Here is a 17,037-nt window from a genome sequence, read left to right as displayed (position 1 = left end):
TTATATTAATACATGATGTTCAACACACGGAAATTGTCTTCTCAATTGGAGCAATCTCTGTAAATCAATATCCGCGAATATTAAGCCCTGACCCTCTTCCTTTTGTGCCAATACTTTGCCCCAGGGTTCCACTACCATGCTGTGTCCATAGGTATGGCGTCCATTCTCATGAAACCCACCCTGATTAGGAGCTAGCACATAACACAAATTTTCAATCGCCCTTGCTCTTATTAAAACGTCCCAATGTGCAGCCCCTGTTACTGCAGTAAAAGCAGATGGCACTGAAAATAATTGTGCACCTCTTTGCACTAAGTGCTGGTATAATTCCGGGAAACGCAAGTCATAACACACTGTTAACCCAACTTTACCAACTGGAGTATCAACAAGCGCTATATCGGTACCAGCTTCTATGGTTAATGATTCCTGATGTTTTTCCTGTTCAGAAACTCTTACATCAAATAAATGAATTTTATCATAGCGTGCAACCGTTAAACCTTTATCATCATAAACTATGCAACTTGCCCTCACCTTTGAGCCCTTGCCTTTTAACGGGATCGTTCCCGCAATTAGCCATACCCCTAAATCTTTCGCTAATTCGCTCATTTTTTGTTGTATAGGCCCCTGACCATAATTTTCTGCGATTAGTAACTTGTCTACTTCATTCATTCCCATGAAGGCAAAATTTTCAGGTAACACAACTAATTCAGCGCCTTGCTCTTTGGCCTGAATTAAATATTGTTCGGCAAGTTGCAAGTTATCTGCTACTTTGGCTGACGATACCATTTGTACTACTGCTACTCGATTCATCCTTTTGTCCCAAATTGTCTATATTGATTCATCTTACTATATGGTTCTATGGAAACCCAAAACAAAATTGACACGAAAGCCATTTCGCTTTAATAATAGCTTGTCTATAGGTCTATACATAAATTTTATTACAAAATTTTCAAACGATAGGGCTTGAAAAAAAGGAAACTCGACCATAGATATGCTACAATAAGATTAAATAACCGGGAGTTCTGAACAATGAACAGAAACGACATCACCATACTTAGTCAACGAAGTGAATCAGTGCTCGCTACTAATAAAGTATTGCGAAACACTTATTTATTACTAAGCTTAACATTTATATTTAGCGCGATAACTGCTTACTTTTCTTTTATTAGTGGTGCACGTCCCATGAACCCACTACTTATGATAGTTGGCGTTTATGGTTTAATGTTTTTAACTCAAGCCTTAAGAAACAGTGTTTGGGGACTAGTCAGTGTTTTTGCTTTTACTGGATTTTTAGGATATACCATTGGCCCAGTACTTAATTATTACATTACTGGTTTCTCAAATGGCCCCCAAATTGTTGCCACTGCTTTAGGTGGAACTGGTATGATATTTTTTGCTCTATCAGGCTATGCTCTGACAACTAAAAAAGACTTCAGTTTCCTGGGTGGTTTCCTGTTTGTAGGCGTTATGGTTGCCTTATTAGCTATGATAGCAGGCATATTTATACACATCCCGGCACTACAATTAGCAATCTCAGCTGCGTTTGTATTAATTTCTTCTGGATTAATCCTGTTACAAACCAGTGCAATCATCCATGAAGGAGAAACCAATTATATCATGGCTACCATAGGCTTGTTTGTTTCCATTTATAACTTATTCATTAGCCTGTTGAACATATTAAGCGCTTTTTCAGGTCGCGACTAATTAATACCGTCTCCTCTACCTGAGTCCCGGCTGTATGCCGGGATTTTTTTAAGTAGTTTGATATACAGGAGCTCTAGTACATCCTGTATATTTTGCTTTAGTGCAAAGCGTAAAAGTTCTAGGAGCGGAGTTTACCATATAGCGAATACCTGAAACGATTGAATATCAATATTACATTAGTTCTTTAATGCCAATCAGAGCAAAAATTTAACAATTAAATCAAATCCGAGCCGCGACCATTAGGGAGCGGATTATATCTGTTTCGCACAAGAAAAAGTGCTACAGCTAGTCTTCCGAAAATATGCCCCATTAATCTCTTGAAAGATCGCACTTTAATGGCAATTTGAATATCAGTTTTTTAGTCAGCCCAATTAAATAATGGATTCAATTGGTTGACAAATTTGAGAAATACCGCAGTTAAAAGCACACATATTATATATGGACTGGGCTTACTTTCAATCCACATCCGCTCCCTAATGGTCGCGGCTCGGATTTGATTTAATTGTTTAAATTTTTGTTTCGAAAGGCATTTTAGATCTTACAAAACTGTATTAAAGAACTCACAATGGGTCTTTATTCCTAACAAAAATTTCATACTGAACATCAGGTTAAGAAATCCTTAATCTGTGCTGTGATATAATTTCCCTTTTATAAAGAACACTACCTCCACCAATAATGTAAGGAAAACCATTTCATGCCTGGTTTTTATGATAATCTCAAAAAAATTGAGAGCCTGTTAAATAAGCATTTAAAGATAGAAGTGCTGAATGACGGTGTCATCACTGTAAACGATCATATCATTGATACCAATCAACAACTGGAAATGCTTAGTCCGGGCTTCTTTGATGGTACTGGCGGCAATAATCCCATAATTAATGCCTATCGTATTTTCTTTCAAAGGATGGGAGTCTTACCTCAACATGCTCCGTCAATTCCTTTGATAAGAGATATCCCTTTGAGAACCAAAACCGTAAGCAATCCGTTGGAGCAACAAAAATTATTTGCTCAATTTCTTGAAGAGCACGTTTTGGCAAACCAATGGAGCATGCTGTTTCCTGAAGAATATCAGGAATTACGCAATGCCATGATAAAATGTTTAAAAAACCAACAAAAACCTCTGGATCACAAATTAATTACTGTCGATTCCGAAGGAACACCCCTGACTTCTGGTGGATACCTTGTTGAATTGCATCCGATTTTAAAAATGCAATTGTGGTTAAGAAGCCCTGAAAGTTTAGAAGAAAAGGATATTTTGGCAGCAGTAGATAGAAGCCTTTCAGACTCAGTAAACACAAACGTTATTGTACTGTCTCTAAAACATAAATTATTAAACAAAAATCAAGTAGCCTTTAATATTCGTGGTGTATCAAAAACTCTTCACTCATCATCAGATATTCAAAATACTGATTTAGGAGGCGGGCATCAATATTTTTTAATGTTGGATAGAACTACGAAAACCATCTATGCCATCAATGACACCCGAGGTGCTACTGATGAAGACCCGTTGGCCTTTAAACAACAAATAGAACTTTTTTTACAGTCCTTGGGAGATCATACAAAATACCAGTTTGAATTTATTCAAGGTAAATCGAGACAGCCCGAATCTGAATCTTATTTACGTCAGATTTGTAACATAAGTCAGTTTTGTCATTATGCAGCTATTTTATCGGGCACCAAGGTACATGAACTACAAGACACTGTCCCCCCCAAAATATCAACCCTTATGTATTTATTGCAATATGCCTTTGTCAATCAAGACATCGAATTATTTGGTACGCTCAACGAGCTAATCAATAAATTGAATATAGAATTAGAGACTCAAAGTCAATTGACGCATACACCGAAACAAGAACCACATCCTCTTCCACAGGAAACCCGAACTAATAATACTCTGTCAAAAAATAAAAGAGATAAATTTGAATCAAATCCAGAACATCTTGATACAAATAAAAAAATACGCTTAATAAAAAAGCACTTTGAAGAACATAAAGGATTACTCAATGTGATTGATCGACTAGAGCGAGGCAGCAAAAGTTTTAACCCTTACTGGATGAATAGCAGCAGAAAACTGAATCGCATCCTTGATTGTTTAATGCAAGCGTTAAAAGAAGACTCTGATGTTGGTGCCCTATTATCCAATCCCAAAAGTGATTTATCTCAAGCCATCAACATGAGACGATTACCATCGTTTAGTTTCTTTGGATTATGTCAGGAAAACCCTGTCGTTAAATCCAGAGAAATAATTAATAGAAATGAAAAAAGGGAAAAATTTTCACTATAATCTTCCAGTATAATTCAGATCAAAATTAAACAATTAAACTAAATCCGAGCCGCGACCGTGAGGAAGCGGATTATACTTGTTCAGCATAAGAAAAAGTGCTAAATCAGTCTTCCGAAAACATTCACTATTAATCCCTTGAAAGATCGCACTTTACTGGCAATTTGAATATCAGTTTTTTTAGTTAACTCAATTAAATAAGGATTCAATTGGGTTGGCAAACTTGAGAAATAGGCGATTAAAGGTACGTGTATTATATATGGACTGGGCTTACTTTCAATCCACATCCGCTCCCTAATGGTCGCGGCTCGGTTTTGGTTTGGGTGATTAATTTTTACCCTGAACTGGCATAAGTAATAATACTGTAAATTAAATCCAGATTTAATTAGAGTAATATTGCAAAAAGGGTCACAATATCAGGACTCGCGAAAGACTCCAAAATCGAGGCAAAAAAGATTTTTAATGAGGGAGTTTAGATAAACTAAATGACTAAATTAAAAACCTTTTTAACGAAGAGATTGGATTTTTTCGTAAGTCCTGAATATTATTGAAGTGCCCATAGGTATATTAAAGAGAACTCTATGAATCCATCTCATGAGAATCATTCTAATTGGATTATCATTCAAGACAATGAAATACTATTAAACTCCAATAATTCCCTTCCTATTGAGGCTGATATCGCTGCTATAGTCCCCTATTTTCTAAGACAATTTAAACTAGGGGGTATTTGAAAATACAGAATACTTTTGCGCTGAAATTAGCGAAAAGACTAATATTAGCAATTTACTGAATCCTGTTCCAATACGTAAAGCATTATCATTGATGGATAGCAATAGATATGGTGGAGGTGTTAAAGCGTATTCAATTATTAACTGGGATAAGAATCATCAGTATTGTGGGCGATGTGGATCTCCCACTTTACATAAAATCTTCGTTTTTGAACGAGTCTGCTCAATATGCGATCTAAGTTTTTTTCCACGCATCTCACCATCCATCATTGTCCTTATTCATAGAGAAGACTATCTGCTCATGGCAAGAAACCCTCATTTTTTACCAGGCATCTATGGCCTTATTGCCGGATTTGTAGAAACAGGGGAAAACATTGAGGAAGCCGTACATCGAGAGGTAGCGGAAGAGGTTGGTATAAAAATAAAAAATTTATCTTATTTTGGTTCACAACCTTGGCCTTTTCCGGATTCTTTAATGATAGCATTTATGGCGGAATATGAGTCCGGGGAAATTATAATAGACAAAAATGAAATAGAAGAGGCTGGATGGTATCGCTATGACAATCTGCCAGGACGACCATCCATGTCATTTAGTATCGCATCTACTATGCTTGATAATTTTATTAACCACTGCTCGCTTCAATATAAATGAAGAGCGGGTTTATACCCTAATCCTGCTTCCAGCTTGCCTTTGCTCTGAAAAGTTCTGACAAATCATCAGGCTTTTTCTTCACTTCCTGGTATAAGGTAAAAAGCTCACGCGTATTTTGATAATAAACCCCTAAAGGAACGGGATACTCAGGGAAGGTCAATCGTGCCAAACACATGGCATTGATTAAACTGCTTGAATCGTGTTTATAAAGTGCTTTCTCATCTGTTGAAACTCGATCAAATTGCTGATTGTGTAACTGTAATGCTTTTTCCTTTTGGGCGCCAAATACTAAAGGTTGCCCCTCTTCTAATATTATCGTGTTTACTGCTCGATTACTTTTAACAGCAAAATCATCGAAAGCACCATGATTAAAAATATTACAATCCTGATAGATTTCAACAAAGGAACATCCTTGATGCTCATAAGCCTTTTTAAGCACAGAACCTAAATGACCGGGATCTTTGTCCACCGCTCGAGCAACAAAACTGGCTCCTGCCGCCAATGCTATCATCATCGGATTAATTGGCTCACTTGTGACTCCTTTTGGCGATGTTTTAGTCACCTGACCTTTTTGAGAAGTTGGAGAAAATTGTCCTTTCGTTAAGCCATACACTTGATTATTAAACAGAAGAATATTGACGTTCACATTACGTCTTAAAATATGCAGCAAATGATTACCACCGATACTCAGGGCATCTCCATCGCCTGTGATGACCCAAACGCATAAATCATCCCGCATAGCCTTTAATCCAGTGGCCACAGCCGTTGCTCTACCATGAATGGTATGAAATCCATAAGTATTCATATAGTAAGGAAGTCTGCCAGCGCATCCTATTCCTGAAACAAACACATGTTGCTCAGGTGGCAATCCTAATTCAGGAAGTACCCTTTGCAAGGCAGCCAAAATGGCATAATCACCGCACCCAGGGCACCAACGAACTTCTGTCGCATTAACAAAGTCTTCTCGCTTATAATTGTTGTTCATAATTGGCTTCCGCTTTAATGGCACTTACCAAATGATTCACACCAAATGGTTGGCCATTGCACTGACTAATCGATTGCGCATCTATCAGATAATTTGCTCTGATTAACTGGCATAATTGGCCAGAATTCAATTCTGCAACCAATACCTTGTCATATTCTTTCAATAAAGAACCCAAGTCATGGGGTAAAGGATTAAGATGGCGCAGATGCAGGTAAGCAACTGGTAATCCTTGTTCGATGCATTGCTGTACGGCAGACTTTAAACTACCAAAAGTACTACCCCAACCAATAACCAGCATGGAAGCATTCGCATCGCCATCAACAACCAAAGCAGGATACTCTCTTGCAATACCCTTTATTTTTTCCGCACGTATAGTCACCATTTTTTGATGATTCTCGGCATCATAACTAACGCGTCCTTCATCGCCTTGTTTTTCCAAGCCTCCAATTTGATGTATAAAACCCGTAGTTCCTGGAACATTCCAACTTCGGCTTAAGAGATCATCTCTATGATACGGCTTGTCAAAACGATTAAACTCCAGCTTTGGCATATTGAGGGAATCCAAAGCAGGAATTTCCCACGGTTCAGCAGCATTAGCTAAATACGCATCAAGTAATACGATAACCGGAGTCATGTACTTAATAGCGATTCTAAATGCTTCAATAATTATATTAAAACAATCAGAGGGAGATTGGGCAGCAATAACTGGTAAAGGAGCTTCTCCATGGCGACCATATAAAGCCTGCCTTAAATCGCTCTGGCTGGTTTTAGTGGGTAATCCAGTTGAAGCACCTGCTCTTTGCACATCCACTAAGACCAAAGGCAGCTCAGTCACTACTGCCAAACCAAGACTTTCACATTTTAAATCAAGTCCCGGCCCTGAAGTACAAGTCAAAGCCAAACGACCACCATACGCCGCACCTATACAAGAGCAAATAGCGGCAATTTCATCTTCAGCCTGTATTAGTTGAACGCCATAATCTGATAATCGGGCACATTCATGCAAAATAGCAGAAGCAGGTGTTATGGGATAGCCAGATACCAACATAGGAGTTTGAGTTTGGGTCGCCAAAGTAGCCAGTGCCAAACCTACTGCTTCAACTCCTGTGATTTGCCTGTAATCGCCTTTATGTCTGTTAACTTCTCCCAACATGTAATCTCGACGAGAAAGCTCCAGTGTCATTGCATAATTATATCCGGCCAGTAAAGCCAATTCATTCGCCTTGGCTATGGATTGATTTGCTTTGAATTTTTTGGCAATAAAAGCCCGACAAGTATCTGTAGGTAAATCAAATAACCATAAAACCAAACCTAAAATATAAAAGTTCTTGGCTTTGGTAGCCTGTGGTTTTGTAAGATCAATGGATTCAACTGACTGGGTAGTTTGAGTAACTAACGGGAAAGCAACAACATGATAATATTCACGGCAATTATCCAAAAAACTCTTATCAATACCTGCTTTCTGCCAATCTCTTTCCTGAAAACTGTCCTCATTAATAATCAACAGTCCACCCTGATTCAGGTGCTGAAGAGAATTTTTTAATGCCGCCGGATTTAAAGCCACCAAAACATCCAGTGACTCTCCTGCTGTAAAAATTGCTCTTTCAGCCATTGCCAACTGAAATCCTGAAACTCCTGCCACTGTACCAGCAGGAGCCCGGATTTCTGCCGGGAAATCAGGCATAGTACGCACATCACGCCCTGTCAATGCAGCACTAATGGTTAATTGTTCACCTACCAATTGTACCCCGTCACCAGAGTCACCAGTGATACGGATGACGATCACGTCAGTCGTTGACATAAAGTCTCGCTTCCTGCATTAATTGGCGCATGTGTCTTACTGCCTCTTTTAATCCACAAAATAAGGCCCTGGCAATAATGGCATGTCCAATGTTAAGTTCATTTAATTCATTAATCGCTGCAATAGGTTTCACATTATGGTAATGCAACCCATGACCCGCATTCACTACCAAATTCAAGCCGGCAGCAAATTCAGCCGCCTCTTTGATTCGTTGTAATTCATAATGTCGCTTCTCCTCTGAAGTGGCATCAGCATAACAACCAGTGTGCAACTCGATGACTGGCGCTCCAACATCAACAGCTGCTTTTATTTGCTCCTTATCAGGATCAATGAATAGAGATACTTCACTTCCCATTAGCTGTAAGCGGCGAACGGCCCTTTCCACAGCTTTCTGGTGAGTTAGAATATCTAATCCACCCTCTGTAGTTAATTCTTCACGTTTTTCGGGCACTAAACAAGTATGCTCCGGAGAAATTTCTTCTGCAAAATCAAGCATAGCTTCAGTAACTGCCAGTTCAAGGTTCATACGTGTTTGTAGCACTTGCTTAATTAGTCTCACATCGCGCGCCTGAATATGGCGCAAGTCCTCTCTCATATGTAATGTAATCCCATCCGCTCCGGCTTCCTCAGCATCCATTGCTGCCTGTACAGGATCAGGATAACGAGTGCCACGCGCTTGTCTTATCGTTGCTATATGGTCAATATTAACACCTAACAATAACTCTTTATTCATTTTGCACCAAAAAATATAAAATAATGAGTATAATGCAGTTCTTATCAAACTGCCATTGAAGCCTTCTTGTTTATCAGGGCAAAATCATGTTTTGACTATAATATTTGGAATATTTGTGTCATTCTCGCGCAGGGGGAATCTATTCCCGCAGAAAGGATTGTTTATCTTGCAAGATAGGTTCCTGCCTATGCGAAATGACACAAATATGATCAAATTAGTACAATATAACAATCTACATCCCACCCAAAATGGTGTGATCTTGTCCTGTCTTGTTTATACAGTTTAAACTCTACATTATGTGACGTATTGCAACACTTATTGTGTCTCATTTCTGCCTTGCGACATAAAAGAAGTTATTTAAGAATTTAAACCAATCTGATTTCTTTTAAATACCAGAAAAGATTGGCAAAAGGAATATAGAAGTCACCCAGTAAATGTTTGTTTGGGTTAACCTCCCCCATACAATGCCCGAGCCTTGATTTCTCGCCCGCCCAAAAGATGGTCTATCGCCTGACGCATGATTAATTTTGCTGATTTTAAATACGCCGATTCGCTTAAGTTATCTGCAGCTATGGCAATTAAATATTCGCCAGGGATACTTTTATTCCCACCCAAAATAAATCCCTCTCCTGCCACAAATTGATAATAAGAACCAGGGGCAATTAACTCTCCTGTACGTGCTTCATGAAGGAATGAAAAAGTGTATCCACAAGCCTTAAGCAAAGCCCATTCAAATCGTCGTAGTAACGCTTCTATTACTTCTCTCTCCTTAGTTAAGGCGATGCCCTTTAAAGTAAAGAGGTAGGCATCAAACAAATCTGGATCGGGACAATCCGGACTCAGTGCATAATAAAGCAGTTCATTGATGTATAAACCTGAAAAAAGAGAGTGTCCATCCAGCTCTAGCCTGGGAGAAGTGCTTTCGATGGTTTTTGTGTAATACTGATTATAGCGCTCTTCAATACTAACCCATAGAGGAATAAAAGCCTGAAGTAACGATTGTTTTTTAGGGGTTCGTCCCCCCTTGCAAAGACAGTTGATTAATCCTGATTCTTTAGTAAAAAATTTGACTCTGGCACTGGTATCCCCGGACCATTGCTTATGAATCACCCAAGCGTGCGAAGATTTAGTGGTCATATCCTAATTGCTTCAACATGCGTTCATCATCCGACCAACCTGACTTAACTTTACACCAGCATTGCAGGAAAACTTTTTTGCCTAACATTTTTTCCATGTCCAGGCGGGCGCTGGTTGCCATTTCTTTTAATTTTTGACCTTTATCTCCAATGATCATGCGCTTGTGATTGTCCTTATCAACTAAAATTAAGGCATGGATACGAATCAAATTCCCCTCATCCTTAAATGACTCAATGTCTACCGTTACAGAATAGGGTAACTCTTGTCCACAAAAACGAAAAATTTTTTCACGAAGCAGTTCAGCACATAAAAACTTCGTAGACCGATCAGTAAATTGATCATCAGGAAACAAATGTGGGCCTTCAGGCAAATACCCCTTTAATTTGGCTTCCAATTCGTCCACTTGCACGCCTGTTTTTGCTGATAAAGGGATAATGGCCGCAAACTCATATCTCTGACTTATTTGCTCTATCCATGGTAAAAGCTGCGCTTTATTATCTATCTTATCCACCTTATTTACTACCAGAATGCAAGGGACTTTGGCTTGTTTGATTAAGCCTAATACATACTCATCTTCTTCTTTCCAATGTGTTCCATCGACCAGAAACGCAATCACATCCACATCACGCAATACACTAATTGCTGTTTTATTCATCATACGATTGATTGCCTTCGCATTGCCCTGATGTATACCTGGAGTATCTACATAAACATACTGAAACTCGCCTTCTGTATGAATTCCTAAAATGCTGTGACGAGTGGTTTGTGGTTTTCTGGAGGTAATGCTTAATTTTTGCTGTAAAATACGATTCAGCAAAGTTGATTTGCCAACATTAGGCCTGCCGACCAAAGCAATATATCCACAATAACTACTCATTAATCTTGATTCCTGTTTATTTTTAAAACATTCTAACAGCCACAATATAACAGGACTTACTAAAAACCCCAAGATCAAGGCAAAAAGAAATTTTGATAAGGGAGTTTAGACTAACTAAATGACTGAATCAAAATTTCTTTTTAACGAGGGGATTGGAGCTTTTCGTAAGTCCTGTATAAAACTTCCAGAGATACCAAAATTTTCATTCAATATACTTGCTATTTCAGTTTAAAATTAAGTACTCTTTCTTGGTGTCTCTATAAACAAAGTAAGTCTTTATGCCTGATTTTGAAACCGCTAATGGCCATACTCAAATTATTGTTCCATTAAGAGTTACACCACACTCCCATAAAGCCATGCCAACTATTACTGGAAGTGTTTTCAGTCATGAAGCCGGAACTGTATTTTATGGCAACTATAATATGGAGTATCTTCTTCCAGGAGGAGACAGACTACGTTTAATAGCCAACCATAATAAAAAAACAGTTCAATTAATGCTATTTACCTATAATCCGGAATTTTTAAAGACCCTTCCGGGAGAGAGAACATCCTCATTAGTAGCCAATGTCATTAATCGCTTTAATCGCTATAAACTTCATGCAGAAAGCTATAAAAAACCCATCAGTCCTGAACAACAGGAGAAAATTAGCCTGGTTTATGGGGGTATGCAAGACTTAGGCAGGCTATTAAAAAAAGAAAGACGATTAAAGCCTTACGATCATATGGGCCATGAGGAATTAAGAAGGCAGGTCATTGCAATTATTGAACGCTGCCAAGATAAAAATCGAATGATTGCAAATAATCCTGTTGTGTCTGAAGGCAGTTTGGGCTATGAATTGTACAATGCCATCAAGACAGCACAGCATTATCAATTTAATCGAGTTTTCCCTGTTTCTCGTCAGGATCAAATGGATTTCTCCAAGGTTACTAAAACACTACATGGCGAACAAATTACTCCTTGTTTTGTTTGGGACAGTGAAATACATATTGGACACAATAGTCAGGATCTTGACGATGCTCTGAGAGTGATTTGTCAGCAATATCGACTTACTCCTGCCGCAGAACTTAAGGATTTGCCTGCCAATCGGTTCGCAAAACTGGAGCGATTTGTTAATAAACTATGGCATGATGGGCAAGATTGGATGTATTACCTTTCCATCGCCACCAAACCCAGCCATAAAACGGAGATTCAAAAACGTTCTAATGGTGTATCTATTACAAAAATAACCCCTTACTATAAACTTAAGGGACTTTCTCAACGAGGATACTCCAGCCTTGCTGAATTAGTTAACAGCACAACCGAAAGTACTTACGAACCCGTCACAGTAAAAAGTGTAAAAAAGGCAGGAAAATTACTTAGTCACTTACCCAATGGTAACTGGGCTATTGTGCCAAAAGATAAAACAATCCTGTTAAGACTTGAAAACAAACTAATTCAACTCAACTATTTTATTCATGATCAACTCTTTTACCCATTGCCTGATGGACAGGATTTATATATTTTAAGTCAAGTCAGCAAAAGGCACCTGTATCTTCCTGAAAGAGTCAGCCTGCGATTTAAAGCCTTTATTTCCCGTATACCTGATTTTTTCAAAAGTTTTTACAAAAGCATGAGTCAATTCATTGTGCATGACTTGCATGAAGAATTTTTTAAACATGTCCATGCCAATCATCTTCTTAAACAGGATTCTCCCGAGAAAAATCAACATCCAGAATCAAAAAAAATCAAAAGAACTTCACTGCATAATGCCCTGGAAAATCAAGGACTTCTTGCTAATGGCCAAACCCTGGAAGAATTTATCCGGGATCAGATTAACAACAGTCCATACGTTATTGCACGAGCAAATCACACTCCCAGCCCACACCCTTATGAAAATCCTTTGCATAGAGCTTTGGGAGTGATACGCCATTTAGCCGGATTTTTTATAGATACCAGTGAGCAAAATCCAATGGTTGGAACTTTGGCTATGGCCGCTTATGTCTATGGTGCAGGAGCAGTGCTGGCTCCAGATATTCTAGCCAATATTTTAACAAAACTGCATTTAAGAGGTTTGATTTATGGAATTGAACCCGTTCAAAAATTAGCTCATTTAATGAGTCATGGCAGGACTTCAGAAGCTATTTCAGCCTCTGTAACACTCTGGCAGAGTATGATAGTTGGCGGTAATTTGGATAAGTTCTTTGTTGACGCGGTCTCTGTCTTGAAAGATGACCCAGCAGAAATTGCCATAATTGCCTCGTTAGCTCTCAGTCTTGGATATGGTTTAACCAAGGCAATTCCGTCACTACAAGATGAAATGGGTGATTTTCCCTACACTAATTATGCTGCTCTCGGAGGTAAAGGAGGCGCTGCTGTCTATGATACCATCATGCACCCGGGTGACGACTGGTTACTTGGTACTTGTAAGTGGTTTTGCAAGAACTTTATTAATATTGGAAAATTACTTGTTGCTCCTTTTTTTGAAGGTTTTTATTATGGGTACCGAAATGGATTTATCAATGGTTGGAAGAAAAGCGGCGCATTGGCAAAGCAGTTAGGCAAACAAATACTAGCTGCAAGTGCGGATCTTATGCTGGCTATTTTAACCATTCCATTACTTGAAATGAGTTCTCTTTTAATTCATGTGCCTTTTAGAGGAATTACCAATTTTTTTCGTAAGTCACTTGCTGTGTTAGGTAATATAAGTGCTATTGGGAAATTGCTAATTGATATAGCAGAGCGTCCATCTGCGAGTAATTTTATATCTGAGTTCACACTCTCACCACTTTATGGTTTCACTTGGCCGTTTGGCCATTTTTCCGATAATCTCATTGCAAACATTGGCATGAATTGTATAAGACTCCTTTTTTTACCTCCTCTCCAGCTTATTAAAAATGGTTTGATACTTCCTCTGTTTGATATCTTTTCATTAACAATGAGGATAAGTTTATCCATCATTAATCCAATCTCCCGGGTTATTTCATACTCTTTAGGTACTATCCTCTATAATTTCGGACAGATCTGGGATAATTCGGCAGGAATCTTATTCTCTGCAAGCGCTAATGGATTGACTATCCTATGCAACCAGATTGATAACCGAGCAGGTGAATTAAAACAATATTTACTTTCCTTAATAGAAATAAGTCGTGGAGAACTATATCACTGGGCATTTCATAAGGAGGATATATTGACACATAAAATTTTAGATGATCATCAATACTATTTCGGAGAACCTAGACGTTGCGAGTTGATCCCACATACAGACAGTCATTGCCTGTTACGCAATTTATTATTAGACGATAATAACACAATCATTGCCAAAGATAATCCAGACCGCCAACAACATTTTCCAAGCTTATTTAATAATACAAAACAAACATCTAAAATCATTGATCAAGAACATACACTTACAATCTAACCAGCCTCTTTAAATTCTAATCTTGTTGATTTTCATGGCTTTTTATTTGCAAATTATATTGCTTACTCCTAAGATAAAGTAGCAATAATTAGTTAAAGTATTAGATGTCAATCAAAAATTGAACAAGACTTACGAAAAAATCCAAGATCGAGATAAAAAAGTTTTTTAATGAGGGATTTAGATAAACTAAATGACTGAATTAAAAACTTTGTTAACGAAAAGATTGAATTTTTTTCGTAAGCCCTGTCAGCATTAAGTTGATGCCAATCAAGATTTAGTGCACAACAATCAAGATAGAATATGGATAAACTGGTGTTTTATTGGTCAATATTGTGTATAATATAAGTTAACCAGGTGCAATTAAGGATCCTACTTATGGCAAAAGGCAAAAAATCAGATAGAGCTCAAGTAGAAAATGTTGAATCAGTACGATCTCAGGAAAAAGAGCATACGCAAGAGAAAGAGCAAACGAAAGAGCATATGGTAGTAAAAACGCGACCTGAAGAAAGTAAAAAAGAAGAAAAACAATCTGTGCCTACTGCTAAGAAAGAACTCAAAAGCAACGAACCCGATAAACCATTTAAGACTTCATTTGAAAAATGGATTGAGTCCAGTTTACTTGATCCACAGGCTAAGGAGGATGGTTCTACCATCAATCTGGGTCGTGAAGGGCTAAAAAATGCATTCCAAGTCAAAAAATTTCTACTCTCTCCAGCAGGTAAAGAGGTTGTCGCTGAGATAGGTGCCCAACTAGCTCTTAAGAGAGACATTGATATTCAGCAGCAACAGGAAAGACAAGAACATGAACTTTTCAAGCGTCGATTAATGGCTGCTATCCTGTTATGGTATTTATCCAAAAAATCGGATGCTGCACAAAAGGTTAAAGAACTTATTCATCAGCAAAATGAAAAAGCCATAAAAAATGCTGGAAAGACAAGCACACCAACCAGTCAATCTACTTCACAACCGAATAAAGATTTTCAGAAAATGCTGGATGACTATGATAAAGCCATTAGACGTGCTCAGGAAAATATCGAGAAAGGTGAGGAATTAGAAAGAAAACTGGATAAACTGGAACACCAAGGACAGGACATCGAAGACAAATATAATATTTATGAAGAAAATCTTGATGAATTTGATAGTCTTCTCACTGATTCTGAAGCATTATTACCCTCTGAAATTGAAGAGCGCATGGATTTTCTCACTAAAGACAGCGACAAACTTATGCAGTTAATGGACAAGCATAAAGACGATGAAAAAACAGTCCAATCGTTAAAAAACGAACATCATGGCGTGGCATTAAAGCTAGCCAACCTGCGAGCTCTGCATGAGGCACATAGCGGTACAAGATCTTTTGTTAACGACAAGGGAGAAGCCGTTAACTCGTTAAAAGAAGCACAATTAATCATCAATAAAAACCAGGAAGTTGTAGAGCATTCTGGACAATCCTATCTTATAGAAAAAGGTCAATGGGATACTATTAAAGATAATCCTGAAGCATTGGAAAAAGCACAGAACGATTATAACCAGGCAAAAAATGACCTGGTGGCTATTAAACTGGATGCATTAATCCATAAGCTTTCTTTGCAAATGGAAAAGCAATTAGATGAGATCAACAATCTCATTAGCAGTACAGATCCAAAAGATAACGAGAAGGCGACGAAGTTGATGCATGAACATAATGGCCTAAATTTAAAATTGGCGAATCTGCATGATATGCTTTCAGTACACAGGAAGGAAAAAAGCTTTGTTAATGACAAAGGTGAAGAAGTGAGTTCATTAAGTGATGCACATTATGTTATAGGAAAGGATCAACAGCTTTTTGATATAGGCGGGAAGCTTTACCCTATTCATAAAGAACAAAAAGTACTTGAAAAAGAAGGTAAATTTTATCTTTTAAAACAAGGCGAGGATTGGGAGTCAATAAAAGATAGCCCGGAAAAACAAAAACAGGCTGAACACGCTTTTGATAAACTTAAATATGAAACACCAATGACTGTTAAAAAATTAGTGCATCATAATAAAGGATTAGAAACCACATTCCATAAAGAGCAAGTTGAACAGACAAAGCAAGAGCTGAAAGACAATGAACATGAAAAAATGGAAATTTCCAATAGTATTAGTAAATTGCAATCTACAATCAGTACTGCCCAAAGTCAACTTAATCAACCTAACCCGGGTCAAGAACCACCCACTTTAGCTCCATCTGGAGGCAGTACAAAGCTTTCACCAAAACCAGGCCCAAGCCTTGCTGCAGTTACTACCTTTTTTAGAACTAAAATACAAGAAATGAAGGAAATGAATAGTCCGGGTCTCACTCGTGATGAACTTCGTCAATTTCAAAATCAAATTCCTGAAGGAGCAGCACGTAACTATTTTATCAGCGAACTCACTCAGCTGCCACGCACAGGACCAGTTCCGTTTCAAATAATGCAAGCTATGCTACGAAATCTTGAGAAATTTGGAGTAGATACTACAAAACCTAGCGTTACTTCGATCAGAAGCGAGACTGATAAAGTGGTAGAGCAAAAATTTAACCCGACTCCAACTTCCCTAACCCCATTTAAATCATCCTAATAAAGATTGTATTATCCTTTCGTTGCCCTCTAACCTGGATTATGGAAAACCATAATCCAGTTAGTTTGTAATAAGGGAATCAAACTGGCGTGACCGAGCATTAATGCATCAGGCGAGTAAGCATTTCCCGCGCAGCTGGTAATCCATTTCTAATCTGGCTAAAAGACTAT

Annotated in this window: 12 protein-coding genes; 6 read left to right on the top strand and 6 right to left on the bottom strand. The window is 38.1% G+C overall.

From position 1 onward, the window contains the following. Entirely contained in the window at positions 1-807 is an 807-nt protein-coding gene (locus ACZ5EK_RS05010; protein ID WP_464431728.1) for a carbon-nitrogen hydrolase family protein, read from the bottom strand. A 219-nt stretch (positions 808-1,026) separates the two neighbouring features. Here ACZ5EK_RS05010 and ACZ5EK_RS05005 point away from each other — a divergent pair, with 219 nt between their 5' ends. From ACZ5EK_RS05005 to nudC, 4 genes are all read left to right on the top strand, one after another. Beyond that, positions 1,027-1,701: a Bax inhibitor-1/YccA family protein gene (locus ACZ5EK_RS05005; protein ID WP_464431727.1), complete on the top strand. Its 675-nt coding sequence runs from the start codon at positions 1,027-1,029 to the stop codon at positions 1,699-1,701. A gap of 694 nt (positions 1,702-2,395) precedes the next feature. Then, on the top strand, positions 2,396-3,982 hold the full coding sequence (locus ACZ5EK_RS05000; protein WP_464431724.1) for a hypothetical protein: 1,587 nt from the start codon (positions 2,396-2,398) through the stop codon (positions 3,980-3,982). 578 nt (positions 3,983-4,560) lie between these two features. Beyond that, positions 4,561-4,710, top strand: a complete 150-nt coding sequence (locus ACZ5EK_RS04995) for a hypothetical protein (RefSeq protein ID WP_464431723.1) — start codon at positions 4,561-4,563, stop codon at positions 4,708-4,710. 25 nt (positions 4,711-4,735) lie between these two features. Then, positions 4,736-5,359: an NAD(+) diphosphatase gene (nudC, locus tag ACZ5EK_RS04990; protein WP_464432460.1), complete on the top strand. Its 624-nt coding sequence runs from the start codon at positions 4,736-4,738 to the stop codon at positions 5,357-5,359. Between the two features lie 16 nt (positions 5,360-5,375). Here the strand turns inward: nudC and ACZ5EK_RS04985 are convergent, their stop codons facing one another. The 5 genes from ACZ5EK_RS04985 to era all read right to left on the bottom strand — a co-directional run bounded on the left by ACZ5EK_RS04985 (position 5,376) and on the right by era (position 10,892). Further along, positions 5,376-6,344, bottom strand: a complete 969-nt coding sequence (locus tag ACZ5EK_RS04985) for a 2-oxoacid:ferredoxin oxidoreductase subunit beta (protein ID WP_464431721.1) — start codon at positions 6,342-6,344, stop codon at positions 5,376-5,378. Next, positions 6,328-8,145: a 2-oxoacid:acceptor oxidoreductase subunit alpha gene (locus ACZ5EK_RS04980; protein WP_464431719.1), complete on the bottom strand. Its 1,818-nt coding sequence runs from the start codon at positions 8,143-8,145 to the stop codon at positions 6,328-6,330. The genes ACZ5EK_RS04985 and ACZ5EK_RS04980 overlap by 17 nt, the downstream gene beginning before the upstream one ends. Further along, positions 8,132-8,878, bottom strand: a complete 747-nt coding sequence (gene pdxJ, locus ACZ5EK_RS04975; RefSeq protein WP_464426924.1) for a pyridoxine 5'-phosphate synthase — start codon at positions 8,876-8,878, stop codon at positions 8,132-8,134. The genes ACZ5EK_RS04980 and pdxJ overlap by 14 nt, the downstream gene beginning before the upstream one ends. A gap of 447 nt (positions 8,879-9,325) precedes the next feature. Next, positions 9,326-10,015 (bottom strand): DNA repair protein RecO, encoded by a 690-nt coding sequence (gene recO, locus ACZ5EK_RS04970; protein WP_464431717.1) that lies wholly within the window; start codon positions 10,013-10,015, stop codon positions 9,326-9,328. Then, on the bottom strand, positions 10,005-10,892 hold the full coding sequence (gene era, locus ACZ5EK_RS04965) for a GTPase Era (RefSeq protein WP_464431716.1): 888 nt from the start codon (positions 10,890-10,892) through the stop codon (positions 10,005-10,007). The genes recO and era overlap by 11 nt, the downstream gene beginning before the upstream one ends. 278 nt (positions 10,893-11,170) lie before the next feature. On the opposite strand from era, the gene ACZ5EK_RS04960 reads away from it, so the two are divergent. Next, on the top strand, positions 11,171-14,290 hold the full coding sequence (locus tag ACZ5EK_RS04960) for a hypothetical protein (RefSeq protein ID WP_464431714.1): 3,120 nt from the start codon (positions 11,171-11,173) through the stop codon (positions 14,288-14,290). A 375-nt stretch (positions 14,291-14,665) separates the two neighbouring features. Beyond that, complete coding sequence (locus tag ACZ5EK_RS04955; protein WP_464431712.1) at positions 14,666-16,867, top strand: LidA; 2,202 nt, start codon at positions 14,666-14,668, stop codon at positions 16,865-16,867. Positions 16,868-17,037 lie beyond the last annotated feature (170 nt).

The sequence above is a fragment of the Legionella sp. JM-2024 genome (assembly GCF_055389095.1).
Note: the sequence above shows the minus strand (reverse complement) of the source record. Positions and strands in the feature narration are given on the sequence as shown.